Origin of the sequence: Limosilactobacillus sp. (genome assembly GCF_051873035.1) — a bacterium.
Lineage (GTDB): Bacteria > Bacillota > Bacilli > Lactobacillales > Lactobacillaceae > Limosilactobacillus.
In genome coordinates this window covers 15129-33244 of the sequence record NZ_JBJEEL010000057.1, presented here as the reverse complement: position 1 = coordinate 33244, position 18116 = coordinate 15129, and the positions used below count along the sequence as shown (strand labels likewise).

The 18116-nt window shown below is 50.0% G+C and carries 16 protein-coding genes; all 16 read left to right on the top strand.

Annotated features, from left to right (window positions below; genetic code table 11):
- Positions 1-92: 92 nt before the first annotated feature.
- The 16 genes from coaBC (at position 93) to rnc (ending at position 18109) form a co-directional block, all read left to right on the top strand.
- Positions 93-1292, top strand: coding sequence for a bifunctional phosphopantothenoylcysteine decarboxylase/phosphopantothenate--cysteine ligase CoaBC (gene coaBC / locus ACI31H_RS05650; RefSeq protein WP_439771020.1), 1200 nt, complete (start codon positions 93-95; stop codon positions 1290-1292).
- The gene (priA, locus tag ACI31H_RS05645) at positions 1293-3722 is read left to right on the top strand and encodes a primosomal protein N' (RefSeq protein WP_439771019.1); all 2430 of its coding nucleotides are present in this window, start codon (positions 1293-1295) and stop codon (positions 3720-3722) included.
- A gap of 14 nt (positions 3723-3736) precedes the next feature.
- Entirely contained in the window at positions 3737-4690 is a 954-nt protein-coding gene (gene fmt / locus ACI31H_RS05640) for a methionyl-tRNA formyltransferase (protein ID WP_439771018.1), read from the top strand.
- Positions 4683-6026: a 16S rRNA (cytosine(967)-C(5))-methyltransferase RsmB gene (gene rsmB, locus ACI31H_RS05635; RefSeq protein ID WP_439771017.1), complete on the top strand. Its 1344-nt coding sequence runs from the start codon at positions 4683-4685 to the stop codon at positions 6024-6026. Before fmt ends, rsmB begins: the two co-directional genes overlap by 8 nt.
- 18 nt (positions 6027-6044) lie before the next feature.
- Entirely contained in the window at positions 6045-6788 is a 744-nt protein-coding gene (locus ACI31H_RS05630) for a Stp1/IreP family PP2C-type Ser/Thr phosphatase (protein ID WP_439771016.1), read from the top strand.
- A 2-nt stretch (positions 6789-6790) separates the two neighbouring features.
- On the top strand, positions 6791-8719 hold the full coding sequence (pknB, locus tag ACI31H_RS05625) for a Stk1 family PASTA domain-containing Ser/Thr kinase (RefSeq protein WP_439771015.1): 1929 nt from the start codon (positions 6791-6793) through the stop codon (positions 8717-8719).
- 15 nt (positions 8720-8734) lie between these two features.
- Positions 8735-9625: a ribosome small subunit-dependent GTPase A gene (gene rsgA / locus ACI31H_RS05620; protein ID WP_439771014.1), complete on the top strand. Its 891-nt coding sequence runs from the start codon at positions 8735-8737 to the stop codon at positions 9623-9625.
- Positions 9626-9636: 11 nt separating this feature from the next.
- On the top strand, positions 9637-10290 hold the full coding sequence (rpe, locus tag ACI31H_RS05615) for a ribulose-phosphate 3-epimerase (protein ID WP_439771013.1): 654 nt from the start codon (positions 9637-9639) through the stop codon (positions 10288-10290).
- A gap of 70 nt (positions 10291-10360) precedes the next feature.
- Positions 10361-11017 carry a thiamine diphosphokinase gene (locus ACI31H_RS05610; protein ID WP_439771012.1) on the top strand — a complete coding sequence of 219 codons (657 nt, stop codon included), beginning with the start codon at positions 10361-10363 and terminating at the stop codon, positions 11015-11017.
- Positions 11018-11142: 125 nt separating this feature from the next.
- A complete protein-coding gene (gene rpmB, locus ACI31H_RS05605; RefSeq protein WP_003713527.1) occupies positions 11143-11328 on the top strand; it encodes a 50S ribosomal protein L28 in 186 nt (61 codons plus the stop codon).
- Between the two features lie 283 nt (positions 11329-11611).
- The gene (locus ACI31H_RS05600; protein WP_289558597.1) at positions 11612-11974 is read left to right on the top strand and encodes an Asp23/Gls24 family envelope stress response protein; all 363 of its coding nucleotides are present in this window, start codon (positions 11612-11614) and stop codon (positions 11972-11974) included.
- A gap of 25 nt (positions 11975-11999) precedes the next feature.
- On the top strand, positions 12000-13721 hold the full coding sequence (locus ACI31H_RS05595) for a DAK2 domain-containing protein (protein WP_439771011.1): 1722 nt from the start codon (positions 12000-12002) through the stop codon (positions 13719-13721).
- Between the two features lie 81 nt (positions 13722-13802).
- Positions 13803-15839, top strand: coding sequence for an ATP-dependent DNA helicase RecG (gene recG / locus ACI31H_RS05590; RefSeq protein ID WP_439771010.1), 2037 nt, complete (start codon positions 13803-13805; stop codon positions 15837-15839).
- 15 nt (positions 15840-15854) lie between these two features.
- A complete protein-coding gene (gene plsX / locus ACI31H_RS05585; RefSeq protein ID WP_439771100.1) occupies positions 15855-16886 on the top strand; it encodes a phosphate acyltransferase PlsX in 1032 nt (343 codons plus the stop codon).
- 36 nt (positions 16887-16922) lie between these two features.
- Complete coding sequence (gene acpP, locus ACI31H_RS05580; protein ID WP_439771009.1) at positions 16923-17177, top strand: acyl carrier protein; 255 nt, start codon at positions 16923-16925, stop codon at positions 17175-17177.
- Between the two features lie 233 nt (positions 17178-17410).
- Positions 17411-18109, top strand: coding sequence for a ribonuclease III (gene rnc, locus ACI31H_RS05575; RefSeq protein ID WP_439771008.1), 699 nt, complete (start codon positions 17411-17413; stop codon positions 18107-18109).
- The last annotated feature ends 7 nt before the right edge of the window (positions 18110-18116 follow it).

The window sequence follows — 18116 nt, the reverse complement described above, 5'->3', positions numbered from 1 at the left end:
TGGTGAAAAGACATGTTTTCCCAGCCTTTTTTCGTTTTAGGGATAAATGCTATAATCAGATGGTAAATTCAATTCGCTGACGGGGTGAAAAAATGGCAAAGATAACAGTATACATAACAGGAAGCATCGCCGCTTATAAGGGAGTTGAAGTGGTGCGGGGCCTACAAAAAGCAGGACAGGTGGTCCGGGTTGTAATGACTGCCGCCGCTACTAAGTTAGTTGCCCCCGCGACCTTAGCGGCCCTGACCAAGCAGCCGGTATTAACGTCGTTGTGGGATAGCCAGGATCCCATCCCCCACATTGAGCTGGCGGATTGGACGGACTTAGCAGTTGTTGTACCGGCTTCAGCAGATATAATTGCTAAAATGGCGAATGGCCTGGCAGATGACGCGGCAACGACAACCCTGCTTGCCACTAGTGCTCCCAAAGTAGTAGTGCCAGCGATGAATAGTCATATGTGGGCAGCTCCCGCGACTCAGCGTAACCTGGCCCAGCTCAAGCAAGACGGTGTAACCATTATTGAACCAGTTCAAGGCCGCCTGGCGGAAGGCTATGCAGGGAAGGGACGGCTGCCCGAACCAGAGAGTATTGTTACCGACCTCCAAGCGCTATTAACCGCCGACGGTCCCCTCAGTGGCTGCCGGGTATTAATCACGGCTGGTGGTACCCGGGAGGCAATTGACCCGGTCCGGTTTATCGGCAACCGTTCTTCTGGCAAGATGGGGATAGCTCTGGCTAAGGCTGCCTTGGCAGCTGGGGCGACAGTTACTCTGGTAGTGGGGCAGGTTAGCGTGCCCCTTCCCCAGTCACCGCGCTTAAAAATCGTTCCGGTTGAGAGTACCACCGACCTCTTGACAGCTGTCCAGCGCGAATTTAAACGGGCCGATGTCTTATTAATGGCCGCGGCCGTGGCAGATTTCAAGCCACTTAAACCGGCTAATCAAAAGGTTAAAAAACGGGCGGGGAAGACTGACTGGCAGCTAGGTCTAACGGAGACGACCGATGTTTTGAAGACGGTTGCCCAACAGAAAACGGCTGACCAGCTCGTCATTGGCTTTGCTGCGGAAACCCAAAACCTGTTGGCTAATGCCCAGCAAAAGTTGGCCAGCAAGGGTGCCGACATGATTGTGGCTAATGGTGTTGGCGGGACCAATAGTGCCTTTGGTAGTGATGATGACCAGGTTACGATTCTCCGTCCCCACCAGCCAGCTGATCGTTGGCCCGTAATGTCTAAAAAGAAAGTAGCGGAGCGCTTACTCCACCAAATTGTAATGATGAAATCAGGTGATTAAATGGCCGAATTGGCGCAAGTCATCGTTGATGTGCCAACAATGCAGACTAACCAACCGTACACATACCAGGTTCCGGAAGTACTTGAACAGAAGTTACAGGTGGGAATGCGGGTGGTCGTGCCCTTTGGTAATGGCCACCGTCAGGTTCAGGGCTTCGTAGTGGGCTTTACCGCTACTAGTGACTATGCCGGTAAGCTCAAGCCCATTCAAGCGGTAATGGACCTCCAACCAGTAATGAATACGGAAATGCTCAAGCTAAGTAAGTGGTTGGCCGATACCACCTATTCCTTTTGGATTGCCTGCCTGTATACGATGCTACCAAACCTCTTGAAGGGGAAGAGTCACCGGGTGGTTCGGGTAGTTGATGAATTAAATGAGCAGGATTACTTTGACCTCTTTGCGGGACGGGATTCGCGTGACTACGCGGACTTTGCTGATGATCCAATGGCTGTTAGCCGGCTCCTTCAACTCAAGCGGGCCGGTAAAATCCGAATCGACTACCAGGTTGAAAACCGTGCCCGGGCTAAAACCGTGATGGGGATTACTCCCCAGCTGGGCTTTGAAGAACTTGAGGAAGCACGAACCTCTCTCCACCCTAACGCCCATGCCCAGAACCGGTTAATTTCGTATCTCCAAAGTCTTGGCAAACGGACGGTTATCCAAAAAGAGGCGGAAAAGACCGCCCAGCTGTCGGCAGCCACCTTTAACCAGGGGGCGAAAAAGGGCTGGCTAAAGAAGGTTCCGGTCGAGGTTTACCGTCGACCGCATGCCCAGGATGACCTTCCTGATGACCAGCACCTGCAAAAAGCCTTAAAGCTAAATCCAGACCAGCAAACAGCAGTTGACCAGATTAATACGGCGGTAAAGGGCCGCCAGGCCACGACCTTCCTTTTGCAAGGCGTTACGGGAAGTGGTAAGACCGAAGTGTATTTACAATCAATTGCCCAGGCGCTGGCCCAGGGGCGGACTGCCCTGATGCTTGTTCCAGAGATCTCCTTGACGCCCCAAATCGTTAACCGGGTCCGCCGCCGTTTCGGTTCCCAGGTGGCAGTCTTACATAGCGGCCTCTCAAATGGTGAGCAGTACGATGAGTGGCGGCGAATTGAACGGGGAGAAGCTAAGGTAGTTGTGGGGGCCCGGTCCGCGGTCTTTGCCCCCTTACAAAATCTCGGCCTAATTATTCTGGATGAAGAGCACGAGTCTAGTTACAAACAAGATGAGGCGCCGCGCTACCATGCCCGGGAAGTGGCCAAGTGGCGGGGGCGTTACCATAATGCCCCCGTCGTGTTAGGATCTGCCACGCCGAGCTTGGAAAGTCGCGCCCGGGCCCTGAAGGGGGTCTACCACTTCTTACAACTCCCGCACCGGGTCAACCAGCAACCACTGCCGCCAATTCAAGTGGTTGATATGCGCCAGGAAATTAAGCAACGGGGCGAAAGTAACTTTTCTGGTCCGCTATTACAGGCCGTAAGTGACCGGATTAGCCGGGGGGAGCAGTCAATTTTAATGCTTAACCGGCGGGGTTTTTCGTCCTTTATGATGTGCCGGGATTGTGGGGCCGTTTTGAAATGTCCCAACTGTGATATTTCCTTGACCCTCCACATGGATACCCGGACGATGAAATGCCACTACTGTGGCCACGAAGAGCCGATTCCCCGCTTTTGTCCCAATTGTCATAGTCGCCGAATCCGCTACTACGGTACCGGGACCGAAAAGGTAGAACAAGAGTTACGACAGTTACTGCCCCAGGCCCGGATTATCCGGATGGATGTGGATACTACCAGGCGCAAGGGGATGCATGAAAAACTCTTAAAGCAATTCGGGGACCACCAGGCGGATATCCTCTTGGGTACCCAGATGATTGCTAAGGGGTTGGACTTCCCGAACGTCACCTTGGTGGGGGTCTTAAACGCTGATACTGGCCTGGGCCTACCCGATTTTCGGGCCAGTGAGCGTACCTTTGACCTGCTTAGCCAGGTTAGTGGCCGGGCAGGTCGGGCTGATAAGCAGGGACAGGTAATTATTCAGACCTTTAACCCTGACCATTACGCAATCCGCGATGCCCAGGCCAACGACTATGACCGCTTCTTCTTCCAGGAGATGAACCTTCGCCACCAGGCCGGCTACCCGCCGTATTATTACACCGTTCGCCTGATGGCCAGTCATCCGGAAGAACAGGCCGCGGCCCGGGCAATGGCCCGAATTAAGGAACAGCTCCAGCGAGAACTGGCACCGCAAACGATTATTTTGGGACCAACTCCCCGGGCAATCGCCCGAATGAAGCGGCGCTATTACTATCAAATTGTAATCAAGTATAAACATGATCCGGCCCTCCATCCGGCGTTACAAGAAGTCTTACAAGCAACGCAGAGTAAAGGCTTTAAGGATGTCCAAATTAGTATTGATCCGGATCCACAATACTTCATGTGAAAGGATGATTTTAAATGTCAACATCAATCGTATTTATGGGTACTCCTGAGTTTGCGGTACCGATTTTGCAAAGTTTAATCGACCATCCAGAATATGATGTTCAAGCAGTCTTAACCCAGCCTGACCACCGAGTAGGGCGTAAGCATGTCCTAACTGCCTCACCGGTTAAGCAACTGGCAGTAGCAAACAACATTAAGGTTTTGCAGCCGGCTAAGTTGAGTAAGAGTCCTGAGATGCAAGAAATTATCGACCTGCACCCGGACCTTTTAATCACGGCTGCTTATGGACAGTTTTTACCAACTAAGTTACTAGAAGCGGCTCAAATTGCGGCCATCAACGTTCACGGTTCGTTACTACCGAAGTACCGGGGAGGGGCACCGGTCCAGTACTCGATTATTAACGGGGATCCGGAAACCGGGATTTCCATCATGTACATGGTTAAGAAAATGGATGCCGGTGACGTGATTGCGCAACGGGCAATTCCAATCGAAAAAGATGATGATAATGGTACCATGTTTAAGAAACTAAGCCTGTTAGGGCGGGACCTTTTGCTCGAAACGCTGCCCGACCTAATTAATGGTACGGCCACCGCTACCCCACAAGATGAATCGCAAGTGGTTTTCTCACCGAATATTTCCACGGCGCAAGAGCGGATTGACTACCGGATGACGGCCCAAGAAATTGATGATAAGGTGCGGGGGTTACGGCCAGCACCCCTGGGTAATATGGTAATTGACGGCCTGCGGACTAAGATTTACGACGTGACCCCCTTAGAGGAACAGACTAACTTGGCGCCTGGCCAGGTGGTGCGGATCAGCAAGCACCAGCTTGTCCTAGCAGCCGGTCAGGGAACCACCTACCAAATTAACCGCTTGAAGCCGGCCGGGAAGCAGGCCATGGATATTACGGCCTACTTGAATGGCCACCAGGACCTGCACGAAGGAGGTCAGGCAGTAACCGATGACTAAACAGATGACAGCCCGGGAGGTTGCACTAACCGCACTTGACCGGGTACGCCAAAACGGGGCTTACTCCAACCTCCAGTTAAACCAGTTACTGGTTAAAAATCATTTAAACGATAGTGACCGCCGGCTAGCCACGCGGCTTGTCTACGGTGTTTTACAGCACCAGCTAACCCTTGAATATTGGTTAGCTCCCTTCGTGAAGGGAAAACACCTTGACTCGTGGGTAGAAACGCTCTTGTTACTGTCGATTTACCAATACCATTATCTAGAACGGGTACCGGATTGGGCGGTCACTAACGAGTCAATTGAAATTGCCAAACACCGTGGCGGTCAAGGAATCCGTAAGTTTGTGACGGGGGTCTTGCACGCGATCCTTCGCCAGGGCCTGGCCGACCTTGATCAGATTGCAGACCAACAAAAGCGCCTGATGATTAAGTACAGTGTCCCAGAATGGATTGTCGGTGAGTTATCTGACCAGTATGGTGAGTCCAAGACCCGGGCAATTTTAGCGGCAATTAACGAACCCGCTCGGTTAGTAATCCGGGTAAATACCGCGGTAACGGACGTTGCGACGGTGAAAAAACAGCTGACTGCTAGTGGAGTTGAATTCCAAGATAGTCAGGTGGTCCCTGATGCACTGGTAATCACTAGTGGTAGCGTCGTCGGATCACCCTTGTTTGACCAGGGAAAGATTACGATCCAAGACGAAAGTGCCATGTTGGCGGTTGATAGTATGGATGTTCAACCGGGTGACCGGGTCTTGGACGCCTGTGCCGCCCCGGGGGGGAAGACAACCCAAATTGCAGCCCGGCTTGACCCCGCCGCGGGTGGTCGCGTTGACGCTCTTGATATTCACCAACATAAGACGCGCTTAATTGACCGCAATGCGGCCCGCCTCCACGTTAGTGACCGGGTGGTTAGTCACGCCCTCGATGCCCGGCGGGTGGACGATGAATTTGCTGATGAGACTTTTGATAAGATTTTAGTTGATGCGCCATGCAGCGGAATGGGGCTCTTACGACGTAAACCGGAGATTCGGTATACGAAGAAACTGGCAGATAGCGTTAATTTACACCAGATTCAGAAAAGTATTTTAAATGCAGTTGCCCCAAAAGTGAAAAAAGGCGGTATAATCACATATAGTACGTGCACAATTTTGAAGCAGGAAAATGATCAAACGGTTCAAGCCTTTTTGGCTGGCCATCCTGACTTCACCCTATTAAAGACCAAAACGGCACGGCAACTAAAAGATGATCGCAGTTCAAATACGTTGACTATCTTGCCATCTGATTATGGTTCTGATGGCTTCTTTATCAGTAGTCTCCAGCGAAATCTGTAGAAGGGAATTAGCACCAAGATGAGAGTTGCTTATCAAACAGATGTTGGTCACCAACGGTCACAAAATCAAGACCGGGTGGCTGAATTTACCGATAAACGCGGGAATCAACTAGTGGTGATTGCCGATGGGATCGGTGGTAACCGTAGCGGGGACGTCGCAGCTGAAATGACGGTTAAACGACTCGGTCATCGCTTTATTGAGGATGGACCGGAAGACCCACTGGAAGCAATCCGGTGGTTTGCCCGGGAAGTTCAACTAATTAATGATGAAATTTTAAAAAAATCAAAAGAACAAGTAACTTATCAAGGAATGGGCACGACAATGGTGGCTGCCATTGCCTTTAAGACGACCCTCGTGGTTGCTAACATTGGTGATAGTCGTGGCTACCTCTTTCATGATGGGGTAATGACCCAGGTGACAATTGACCATTCCTTAGTAAATGAGCTCGTTAAGAGCGGTGATATTACCGAAGAGGAGGCTCTCAAGCTTCCCCAAAGTAACATTATTACGCGCGCAATTGGTATTTCACCAGATGCGCAAATTGAAGTAAATCGTTTTAAGTTCAACTCTGGCGACCAGTTATTGATGTGTTCTGATGGCCTGTTTAAGACTGTCGACCACCAGGTACTTAAAAGTGCCTTGGCAGCCACCACGCCAATCGGTGATAAGTGTGAACGACTGGTTAAGATGGCAAACGCCGCCGGGGGACCTGATAATATCACTGTTCTAATTGGAATAAATGATAATAGCCAGGAGGGTTGAGTATGAATCCTGGAGATACAATTGGTAATCGATACAGGATTATCCGTTCCCTTGGTGAGGGCGGAATGGCAAATGTTTACTTAGCTCATGATTTGGTTTTAGATCGCGATGTATCAGTCAAGCTTCTACGGTTGGATTTACGAGATGACCCAGACACGAAACGTCGTTTTCATCGGGAGGCTCTAGCGGCAACGCAGTTAAATGATCCCCACATTGTTGGTGTATACGATGTGGGCGAAGACAATGGCCTCCAGTATATGGTGATGCAGTATGTCCAGGGGACCGATTTAAAGGCTTTTATTAAAGAACACTACCCAATCCCGCTCCCCCAGGTAGTTGATATCATGGAGCAGGTTTTGTCGGCGGTTAAAACGGCCCACGCACACGGTATTATCCACCGTGATTTAAAACCACAAAACATCTTAATTGACGCTAATAAAAACATCAAAATTACAGACTTTGGCATTGCGGTGGCAACTTCGCAAAGTTCATTGACCCAGACCAATACCTTGATGGGGTCGGTCCACTACCTGTCGCCAGAACAGGCACGGGGAAGCATTGCCACTAAGCAGTCTGATATCTATTCATTAGGGATTATTCTTTATGAATTACTGACGGGAACGGTCCCGTTTGAGGGTGAGACCGCAGTTTCAATCGCCCTTAAGCACTTTCGTGAGGATATTCCCTCAGTACGCACGGTTAATAGCCGGATCCCACAGGCACTTGAAAATGTTGTCTTAAAGGCAACGGCGAAAAGTCCCCACGAACGTTACGACAGTGTTCGTGAGATGGCCGATGATTTAGCAACGAGTCTAGATCCTGAGCGTGCTGATGAAGAAAAGTGGCATGCCCAGTGTGATGACGGTAAGACCAAGGTCCTGTCAGCAGCGGAGATTGCTAAGCAGGTCCGTGAAGTTGATGACCAGCAGGCAGCTGCCGAACAAGATGACCATGATGAGACGCGGGAAAATCAGCAACCGACGCGTAAACACCGCTTCTTACCGTATTGGTTGTCGGAAATTGCGGCGTTGATGGTCCTCGGGGTAACCTTTGCAACTTGGTGGTTCATGTTTCGCCAGGTGATTGTACCTGACGTTGCGGGAAAGACACCGATTCAGGCGGAAAGGATTTTGAGCCGGCAGGACCTCCGGGTCGGAAATATTACCCGGGTTAATAATGGACAGGTGGCTAGAAACCACGTTATTAGCACTGATCCGGGTAATAGTGCCAAGAAGCGGATTAACGGAACCGTTGATTTGAAGGTCAGCACCGGTGTTAAGAGTATGTCAATGGCGGATTATGTTGGCGACGACTATGACTCAGTAGCATCCTCATTGCGGGATAAGGGTTTTGTGGTTCACGAACGGCGGGTTTATTCTGACACCGCCGATGAGGGAACGATTATTAAACAAAACCATAGCAAGGGGAAGACCGTCGCCACGAATGGTGACTCGATTGACTTTGAAGTTAGCGCGGGACGGGAGCAGATTAAGATTCCCGACTTCCGCAACCAGGACATCAGCGTTGTCCAAAAGTTTGCAAATGAACATAAGCTTCAGCTGACCACCCAGGAAAAGAAGTCCAAGACGGTGGCCACGAACCACGTGATCAGTCAAACCCCAAAGGCCGGGGGAACCCTGGGCCATGGTGATACCTTGACGGTGACGCTAGCAAATTCAGGGCGGCAAACCAAGACCACTAATATTCAGATTAACGTTCCTTTTGATGGTAATGGTGGTCAACGGGAAAACCGGGTTCAAATCTACATCCGGGATGCGAACCACAACCTGACAATGGAATATCAAGACATTACAATTAACCAGGAAACGACGGTTAACGTGCCGTTTACATTGAAGCCTGGTCAAATGGGTGCTTACCGGGTCGTTCGTAATGGGCGGACGATTGCGAGTGCCACGAACATTACTGCTTAGAGTTGGAGGTGTGCAGTGAAAACCGGAATTATTCAACAATCATTGAGTGGCTTTTATGACGTATTAGCAGATGGTGAAATCTACCGGACCCGTGGTCGGGGGAATTTTCGTGCTAAAAGGATTAAGCCAGTAGTCGGTGACCGGGTCGAATTTTCGATTACGGCGGGCAACGATGGTTACCTATTAAAGGTGTTGGACCGGCGCAACCAGCTGGTCCGCCCACCCATTGCTAATGTTGATGCGGCAGTAGTGGTTACTGCCGCAACGCAGCCGACCTTTTCTGCTAACCTGTTGGACCGGCAGCTAGTCGGTCTCGAAGAACAGGGGATTACTCCTGTTATCTTCTTTTCCAAGGTTGACCTACTAAGGGAGACTGAACTGGCGCAATTACAAACGGTTGCAGACGGCTACCGGCAAGTGGGCTACCAGGTTTTCTTTAACCGGGATCCCTTTGCCCCTGACCAGTTAGCGGCACTTAAATCGCTCCTAAAAGGCAAAATCGTCACGATGATGGGGCAGACCGGGGCCGGTAAGTCGACACTGTTAAACCACCTTGCACCGGAATTAAACCTGGCAACGGGCGAGATTTCCCAGGCGCTAAAACGGGGCCGGCATACGACGCGAAAGGTAAGCCTCCTAAATGTTGATGGGGCTCTGATTGCTGATACTCCCGGTTTTTCCTCTTACGAGACCTTTACAATGACGGTTGAAGAGCTTCCGCAGCTTTTTCCTGAAATGCGCCGGCTTGCTCCGGAATGTAAGTTTCGGGGCTGCCTTCATTTGAAAGAACCGCATTGCGCGGTGAAGGATGCCCTGGAACATGGTATAATCATGAAGAGTCGGTATGACGATTATGTTCAGTTTCATGACATTATCGTTAACCAGAAACCAAATTATAAGAAATGAGGGAATTTAGAATGATTAAGGTTGCACCTTCCATTTTGAGTGCTGATTACGTAAACTTGCAAAAGGACATTGAAAAGGTTGATAAGGCCGGTGCAGAATACCTGCACATCGATGTAATGGATGGGACTTTTGTGCCAAGTATTTCCTATGGTCCAGGCTTTGTCAAAGCAATTCGGCCAATTACTAACATGACTTTGGATGTCCACCTGATGGTTGAAAACCCAGAACACATCTTGCCAATGTTTATTGATGCCGGCGCTGATATTATTGGTGTTCAAGTTGAAGCAACCCAGCACATTCACCGGGCCCTGCAAATCATTAAGAACGGCGGCGTAAAGGCCGAAGTTGTTATTAACCCTGGTACGCCGGTAGCTATGATTGAACCAGTTCTGCACATGGTTGATCAAGTGCTCGTGATGACGGTTAACCCTGGCTTTGGTGGTCAGAAGTTCCTCCCCGAAACGGTTGAAAAGATCGCTCAATTGAACGAACTGAAGAAGCAAAAGGGCTACAACTTTGACATTGAAGTCGATGGTGGGGTTAACAACCAAACCGTTGTGGACTGCTACAAGGCTGGTGCCACGGTTGCCGTTGCTGGTTCCTACGTCTTTAATGCTGATAATCCAGCAGAACGGGTTGAAGCACTGCGGGACGCAACTAAGTAAACCAAATATTAATAAAAAGAGGCGGAGAGTAGTCAACTTTCAGCCTCTTTTTGATAAGGAGCGAATTTGAATGCGCGTAAACTTACTCGTCGGTGGGCCGCAGTCGTTAATTCCGGTCGACCAGGTTAAATCTCGGCAAGCGGAAACGTGGATTGCTGTCGACCACGGCACGACCCTATTATTAAAGTGGGGAATTAAGCCGGCCGTAGCAATTGGGGACTTTGACTCAACTAGTGCTGCCGAAATGAAGATAGTGAAGGACCAGTTAGCGGAAATTGAACTTTTCCCGCCTGCCAAGGACTTTACCGATACCCAATTGGGGGTTAAGTTGGCGATTGAGCGGTACCAGCCAACGCAAATTGATATCTTTGGTGCGACGGGGGGCCGGCTCGACCACCTACTGGCTAACCTCTTTTTACCACTGCAAAGTGCCTACCAGGATTACCTGGACCGGATCCGGTTGATTGACCGTGGAAACACGGTAACCTACTACCGGCCGGGGAAGTACGCAGTTACCAAGGAGGCGGGGATGAAGTATCTGGCCTTTGTTAACCTCACCCCGGTGACCCACCTGACCTTAACCGACGAAAAGTACCCACTGCAGGACTGGTCAAGCACCATCCCCATTTCCTGGACCAGCAACGAGTTTGTTGGCACGGTGAACCATTTCTCCTTTGCTTCTGGTGTGGTCGCCGTGATTCAGTGTCGTGACCTTCCTTTGCAATAGCTGTCAAGGAAAAATACTTGAAAGAAAACTATTGCATTGTCGGAATCGCTATGGTAAATTAATTAGGTGAGTTATATCGCAGTAATGCGTAAATAAATACTGAAATAAAGAGGAGGGTATCACCAATGGCTAAAGATTTTATCAACGGTAAACGGACACGCTTTGGTAACAAGCGTTCTCACGCCCTTAACTCAAGTCGTCGTAGCTGGAAGCCTAATTTGCAAAAGGTAACCATCTTGGTTAATGGTAAGCCTAAGAAGGTTTACGTTTCAGCACGTACCTTAAAGTCCGGTAAAGTGACTCGGGTTTAATTCAAATGGGAGGCTGGGGGTATTACTCAGCCTCTCCTTTCTTTTTTAAAGAAAGACTCGGCAAGGATGGTTGCTAGACGGACTAGAAGACGACAACTCAACTATTCTTGCGAGTGGGCAGGCCAGCAATGAGGTTGACCTGGCCACTTCTCTTTTTATCCGAAATAGTTTACCCCATTAACTACTTTCGCCGGGTTACTTTTTATTACGGGTGTGCTATGCTATGATATTGTTAGCTCAAAATAAGAATTAAAGTTGATAAACTAACAGGGAGGCCATGACGATGGCAGTTAAGATTAAAACAAAAGCTGGAACAATTGACATTGATAACGATGTGATTTCGACAGTTGTCGGTGGCGCTGCTACTGATAATTACGGTGTTGTTGGAATGGCAAGTCGTAACCCGGTTCGGGACGGCGTTAACCAAATCCTCCGGCGGGAGAACTTTAACCGCGGAGTGGTGGTTCGCCAACAAGACAACAGTATCGTAGTTGACGTTAACATTATCGTTAGCTACGGGACGAAGATCTCAGAAGTATCAAAGAGTGTCCAGTCCAAGGTCAAGTACAACTTGGAATCAATGCTGGGCATTAGTGCCGATGCCGTAAACGTCTGTGTTCAAGGTGTCCGGTCGACGGAAGATTAGTTTGGAGTACGGGAGGAAATTTTAATTGGCTGTAACAGAAATTACAAACCTTGAATTTGGTAAGATGGTTCAAGCGGCTGCTGACAAGTTAAACCAGCAAGCGGACTTCATTAATTCCTTGAATGTTTTCCCCGTTCCGGATGGTGATACGGGTACCAACATGGCCTCATCGATGGCGAGTGGCGCTAAGTACGAGCGTGAGGCTTCTAGTGACAAGGTTGGCGATTTAAGTGCCGCTTTGGCAAAGGGACTTTTAATGGGGGCCCGTGGTAATTCCGGTGTGATCCTTTCACAAATTTTCCGGGGCTTTGCCAAGGCCGTTGATGGTAAGGATGTTTTGACTGCCAAGGACTTTGTGGATGCCTATGCGAATGGGGCCAAGGTTGCTTATAAGGCGGTCATGAAGCCGACTGAGGGGACGATTTTGACGGTGGTCCGTGAATCGGCCCAGGCTGGTCTGAATAAGATTAAGGAAAGCGATGACTTGCTTGAGATCGTTCACGCAATTTATGAAGCTAGTCAGGCAGCCCTGAAGAAGACCCCTGACCTCTTACCAGTCTTAAAAGAAGTCGGTGTGGTCGATTCCGGTGGTCAAGGGCTCGTCGATGTCTTAGAGGCCTTTGACGAATCACTGAGTGGTAAGCAAGTTGAGAAGAGTGCCGACTATCAACCAGACCAAGCGGAAGTTGATGAGATGGTTAATGCGATGGATCACCAAAGTGTCCAGGGAAAGCTCGACCCAGCTGATATTAAGTATACTTACTGTACCCAGATGTTAGTGCGGATTGGTAAGGGTAAGCAGGTCACCAAGAAGTTTGACTACGATACCTTCTACAACTACCTGGCTAAACTAGGTGATAGTTTACTGGTCCTAAATGATGACCAAGTGGTTCGGGTACACGTTCATACTGAACATCCCGGCAAGGTTCTGACTTGGGGTCAACAATTTGGTGACCTCCAAACGATCGAAATTCATAACATGGTTTGGCAGCAAGAAGAAATCATGGAAAACGATGATGAAACCGCTGGTGAGAGTCAGGAACCGACCCCAGTTGAAAAGGCCAAGATGGCGGAACAACAAGACGAACAGCCTGACACGGCCGTGATTGCGGTTGCTTCTGGTGATGGGGTAATTAAGCTATTAAAGAGCCTGGGTGTTACTAATATTATTAGTGGTGGGCAAACCATGAACCCAAGCACGCAGGATATCGTGGATGCCATTAATAATAGTGGTGCTAAGCAGGCACTGGTACTACCGGACAACGGTAATATCTTTATGACGGCTGAACAAGCAGCCGAAGTGGTGGACATTCCAACGGCCGTTGTGCATGCCAAAACAATTGCCCAGGCGATGTCCGCACTATTGGAATACAATCCAGAAGCGGATCTCAAGACTAACCAACAAAATATGGAAGCTAACCTAGACAGTGTTGCGAGTGGGGAAGTGACCCATGCTGTTCGTGACACCACCATTGATGGTCAAGACATCAAGAAGGATGACTACCTTGGAATCGTTGATGGCAAGATCGTCGAGACCGATCCAGACCTGGAGAAGACGGCCATTGAGATGGTTAAAAAGATGCTGGATGAGGATAGCGAAATCGTCACGATCCTTTATGGCGAAGATGGCGATGAAAAGACCGCGGAAGCCATTAAGGCCGCCGTGGAAGAAGTGGACGATGAATTGGATGTGCAGATTTATGACGGTGGACAGCCAGTTTATCCATACCTCATTTCGGTAGAATAGCTTGCTGATGAATTAACATAAACACGAAAAGGATGTCGGCATGTGGTCACATCCTTTTTCTGTAAAAAGGGGGGAAGCAGAGTGAAGAGTTTGCAGGATCCCGTGAGTTGCCTCAAAGGGGTCGGCCCTAAACGGGTGGCTGATCTAGCAACCCTCGGCATTGATACGGTCGGCGACCTGCTGACTTATTACCCTAGTCGGTATGACGATGTAACGCCGGTGGACCTGGCGACGGTTAAGGACCGCCAAAAGGTTACTGTTCAAGGGATGGTAGTTTCTGAGCCCCTCTTGACCCGGTTTGGTTACCGGCGCAGTCGGCTGGCCTTTCGAATCCGGGTGGGACAACAGGTAATTTTAGTCACCTTCTTTAACCAGCCCTACCTCGAAAAGAAGGTTAAGTTAAACCAGCCGGCGACGGTAATGGGAAAGTGGGACGCCCAGCGCCAGCAGGTGACGGCTAATAAGTTACTGGCGTCTGGTGACCAAGAAAAAACTGGTTCTGGTGCGATCTACCCGGTCAACAAGCATATTCGGCAGGCCACTTTGCGGGGGCTGATTAAGCAGGCCTTTGATGATTACCAAAATGTAATTCCCACCCTATTACCGCAGCGGTTGCGGGAGCATTACCGGTTATTAGACCGGCGGACGATGATCCGGGACCTTCATTTCCCCAAAAACGCGAGTGTCGCCCAGGCGGCCCGACGAACGGCGGCCTATGAGGAATTCTTCTTATTTCAACTTCGCCTCCAGGCAATTCGGCAGGCTAACCGCCGGGCCACGGGCAACCGTATCCTCTACCACAATGATGAACTAAAGGAGTTTATTGCCGGGATCGGCTTTGAGTTGACCAATGCCCAAAAGCGGGTGGTCAATGAAATTTGTCGGGACCTCCGTGAGCCTTACCAGATGAACCGCCTCCTACAGGGGGACGTCGGTTCTGGTAAAACGATTGTAGCAGCGATTGCCATTTACGCTACCATTACGGCGGGCTATCAGGCGGCCTTAATGGCTCCCACCGAAATACTGGCGGCCCAGCATGCGGAAAAGCTGGCGAAGGTTTTTGCCGGTACCCATGTGCATGTTGGCCTGCTAACGGGGTCCTTGACCGCCAAGCAACACCGTGAGTTGGGCCGAGCGATTAAGAGTGGGGATGTCAACCTGGTAATCGGTACCCACGCCTTAATTCAAGATGACGTTGAGTACGCTAATTTAGGATTGGTAATTACCGATGAGCAACACCGCTTTGGGGTTAACCAACGGCAGCAACTCCGGGAAAAGGGTGACCAACCCGATGTCTTGGCGATGACGGCAACCCCGATTCCCCGGACCCTGGCCATTACGGCTTACGGTGAAATGGACGTTTCGGTAATTGATGAGCTACCGGCAGGACGGAAGCCGATCGAGACCAGGTGGTTAACCGTCAGTCAGCAGAGCCAGGCCCTGCACTTCCTTCGCGACCAATTAGCAGCCGGGGCGCAGGCCTACGTTGTCAGTCCCCTGATTGAGGAGTCCGAGGCGCTCGATGTACAAAACGCGACGGACCTGTATAACGAGCTGGCAGAATACTTTGGCCCCCAGTACCGGGTCGGGTTGCTTCATGGTCGTTTAAGTGGTGACGAAAAGGACGCCGTGATGCACGACTTCCAGGACGGCAAACTGCAGGTCCTGGTTTCGACGACCGTGGTTGAAGTGGGGGTTGATAACCCCAACGCCACCGTGATGATGATTTATAATGCGGATCGCTTTGGCCTGGCCCAACTGCACCAGTTGCGGGGACGGGTTGGCCGTGGTGACCGGCAGAGTTACTGCCTCTTATTGGCCGATCCGAAAACCGCTGAGGGGAAGGAACGGATGAAGACGATGGTGGCAACTAACGACGGCTTTGTGGTGGCCCAAAAGGATATGGAGCTGCGGGGCGCCGGGGATGTATTAGGAAACAAGCAATCTGGGGTGCCGGACTTTAAAGTAGGTGACCCAGTTGGTGACCTAAAAATGCTACAAATTGCCCGTGAGGATGCGGCCAACCTATTACGGACCCCCCACTGGGATGAACAAGATGATAACCAACCGCTGGTGCTGTACCTACAACGCCACCAGCTTGAAACACACTTTGATTAAGGAGTAAAGATTATGATGAAAATTGCGGTAGATGCAATGGGTGGCGACAATGCCCCCCAAGCAATTATTGAAGGGGTTGAAAAAGCACGGGATCAATTTACCGACCTTGAATTTCAACTATACGGTGACCCGGCAAAGGTAAAGCCGTTGATCAAGAATGAAGAGCGGCTAACCATGGTGGCTACTAGTCAGGAAATCTCGATGGGTGAAGAACCGGTACGCGCAATCCGCAAGAAGAAGGACTCGTCGATCGTGCGTGCTGCTAAGGCAGTCAAGGACGGCGAGGCCGATGCCTTCTTCTCTGCCGGTAACACGGGTGCGGTGTTAGCTGCTGGTATTTTTGTTGTCGGTCGGATTAAGGGAATTGACCGGCCTGGGCTGACCAGTATCCTGCCGATTACTAAGCCGGGTGCCGAGCAAAAGAGTTTTGTCTACCTTGATTCGGGGGCTAACGCAGAAAGTAAGGAACGGAACCTGGTTCAGTACGGTTACCTGGGTAAGTTTTATGCTGAAAACGTCCTGGGCGTTAAGAATCCGCGGATCGCGCTCTTAAATAACGGGGCCGAAGAAGATAAGGGTGATAAGCTCCATAAGGCCGTTTGGCAAGAACTCAACAAGCAGGCCGACCTTAACTTTGTTGGTAACATCGAATCCGGTGACCTCCTCTTTGGCAAGGCGGATGTGGTGGTCAGTGATGGTTGGACGGCCAACGCGGCGCTAAAGGCCACCGAGGGAACGGCTAAAATGATGCTAACCCTGATTAGGCACGGTATTTTAAATGGTGGTCTGCGGGCCAAGCTTGGTTACCTATTACTAAAGCCGGTCTTTCACCAGATTGGTAAGCGGATGAACACTTCCACGTATGGTGGGGCAGTTCTACTGGGCTTGAAGGCCCCAGTTGTTAAAACGCACGGTGCTTCCGACGCCGCGGCGGTTGCCAACACCATTTCACAAATCCGGACAATGCTAAAGTCAGGAGTGGTTGAACAAACGGTTGAGTTCTTTAGTCAGGATTCATCAGTAGACAAAGCGGACAAAAACGAATAAAATAGGTTCGTATTTAATAAAGTGAGGTTATTTACCATGGCTGAAAATGATAAGCGTACAGAAATTTTTAACAAGGTTTCAGAAATCGTGGCCGACCATTTTGATATTGACCGGGCCAAAGTGACTGATGATTTGAACCTAAAGACGGACTTAGATGCAGATTCAATTGACTTTGTTGAATTTGTTCTCGAGCTGGAAGATACCTTTAATGCGGAAATCGCAGATGATGAAGCGGAGAAGCTATCAACCATTGGTGAAGTAGTTGACTACATTGCCACGCACACCAATTAGGATCGTCTAAAAAGATAATCATGCGGGAGTGTGATAGACACTCCCGCAAGCACTAAGCGGCCTCAAGCGTTCGGGTTTACCGAATGTTTGAGGCTATTTGTGTACCGTACGGCTGCCCGCTGATTTTAAAAGTCACAATCGAAAGTAAATTAGGTAAAGAGCCTGTGCAAAGCGGTTTTGTTTAGTATAATAGGAAAGAATGTATCTTTAATTAGCAGAAAGGACTTTAATTTATGATTGAAGAATTACAAGACTACTTGGCCAAGGAATTTGATATTCACTTTACTGATCCGAGTTTGTTGGCAGAGGCCTTCACACAGGCTTCATACGTTAATGAACACCCGGACCAGAATCTGAAGTTTTACGAACGGATCGAATTTCTTGGCGATGCCGTGTTGGAACTGATCGTTTCCGAATACATCTATAAACGTTATCCTGAGCTTCCTCAAGGAAAGTTAACCCGGCTGCGGGCGGCAATGGTCTGTGAGGATAGCTTCTCCAAGTTTGCTAAGGAATGCCACTTTGACCAGTACATCCGCTTGGGTCATGGTGAAGAACTGGCAGGAGCACGGCAACGTCCCGGCCTGTTGTGTGACATCTTTGAATCCTTTGTCGGTGCCCTCTACCTTGATCAAGGACGCCCGGCGGTTGAGAAGTTTGTCCGGCGGGTGATCTTCCCTAAGCTTGACATGGGCTGGTTTGACCACGCGGTTGACGCCAAGACGAGCCTACAGGAATTCCTTCAACGGGACGGGGACGTATTGATTGAGTACCACCTGCTGGATGAGACGGGGACGGAAAATGCTCCCGAATTTCACGTTAATGTCTCAGCCGATGGCAAGGTCATTGCCGATGGTCAAGGATCATCTAAGAAGCAGGCGGAGATGCAGGCAGCCCAAAGTGCGCTCAAAAAGCTCCGCGCCCACAACTAACGTGAGA

What these genes read in the sequence shown, in the direction of transcription:
- plsX (WP_439771100.1), top strand. Translation starts at nt 15,855, where the DNA reads ATGAAAATTGCGGTAGATGCAATGGGTGGCGACAATGCCCCCCAAGCA.
- ACI31H_RS05600 (WP_289558597.1), top strand. Translation starts at nt 11,612, where the DNA reads ATGGCAGTTAAGATTAAAACAAAAGCTGGAACAATTGACATTGATAAC.
- pknB (WP_439771015.1), top strand. Translation starts at nt 6,791, where the DNA reads ATGAATCCTGGAGATACAATTGGTAATCGATACAGGATTATCCGTTCC.
- rnc (WP_439771008.1), top strand. Translation starts at nt 17,411, where the DNA reads ATGATTGAAGAATTACAAGACTACTTGGCCAAGGAATTTGATATTCAC.
- fmt (WP_439771018.1), top strand. Translation starts at nt 3,737, where the DNA reads ATGTCAACATCAATCGTATTTATGGGTACTCCTGAGTTTGCGGTACCG.
- acpP (WP_439771009.1), top strand. Translation starts at nt 16,923, where the DNA reads ATGGCTGAAAATGATAAGCGTACAGAAATTTTTAACAAGGTTTCAGAA.
- coaBC (WP_439771020.1), top strand. Translation starts at nt 93, where the DNA reads ATGGCAAAGATAACAGTATACATAACAGGAAGCATCGCCGCTTATAAG.
- rsmB (WP_439771017.1), top strand. Translation starts at nt 4,683, where the DNA reads ATGACTAAACAGATGACAGCCCGGGAGGTTGCACTAACCGCACTTGAC.
- ACI31H_RS05610 (WP_439771012.1), top strand. Translation starts at nt 10,361, where the DNA reads ATGCGCGTAAACTTACTCGTCGGTGGGCCGCAGTCGTTAATTCCGGTC.
- priA (WP_439771019.1), top strand. Translation starts at nt 1,293, where the DNA reads ATGGCCGAATTGGCGCAAGTCATCGTTGATGTGCCAACAATGCAGACT.
- rpmB (WP_003713527.1), top strand. Translation starts at nt 11,143, where the DNA reads ATGGCTAAAGATTTTATCAACGGTAAACGGACACGCTTTGGTAACAAG.
- rpe (WP_439771013.1), top strand. Translation starts at nt 9,637, where the DNA reads ATGATTAAGGTTGCACCTTCCATTTTGAGTGCTGATTACGTAAACTTG.
- ACI31H_RS05630 (WP_439771016.1), top strand. Translation starts at nt 6,045, where the DNA reads ATGAGAGTTGCTTATCAAACAGATGTTGGTCACCAACGGTCACAAAAT.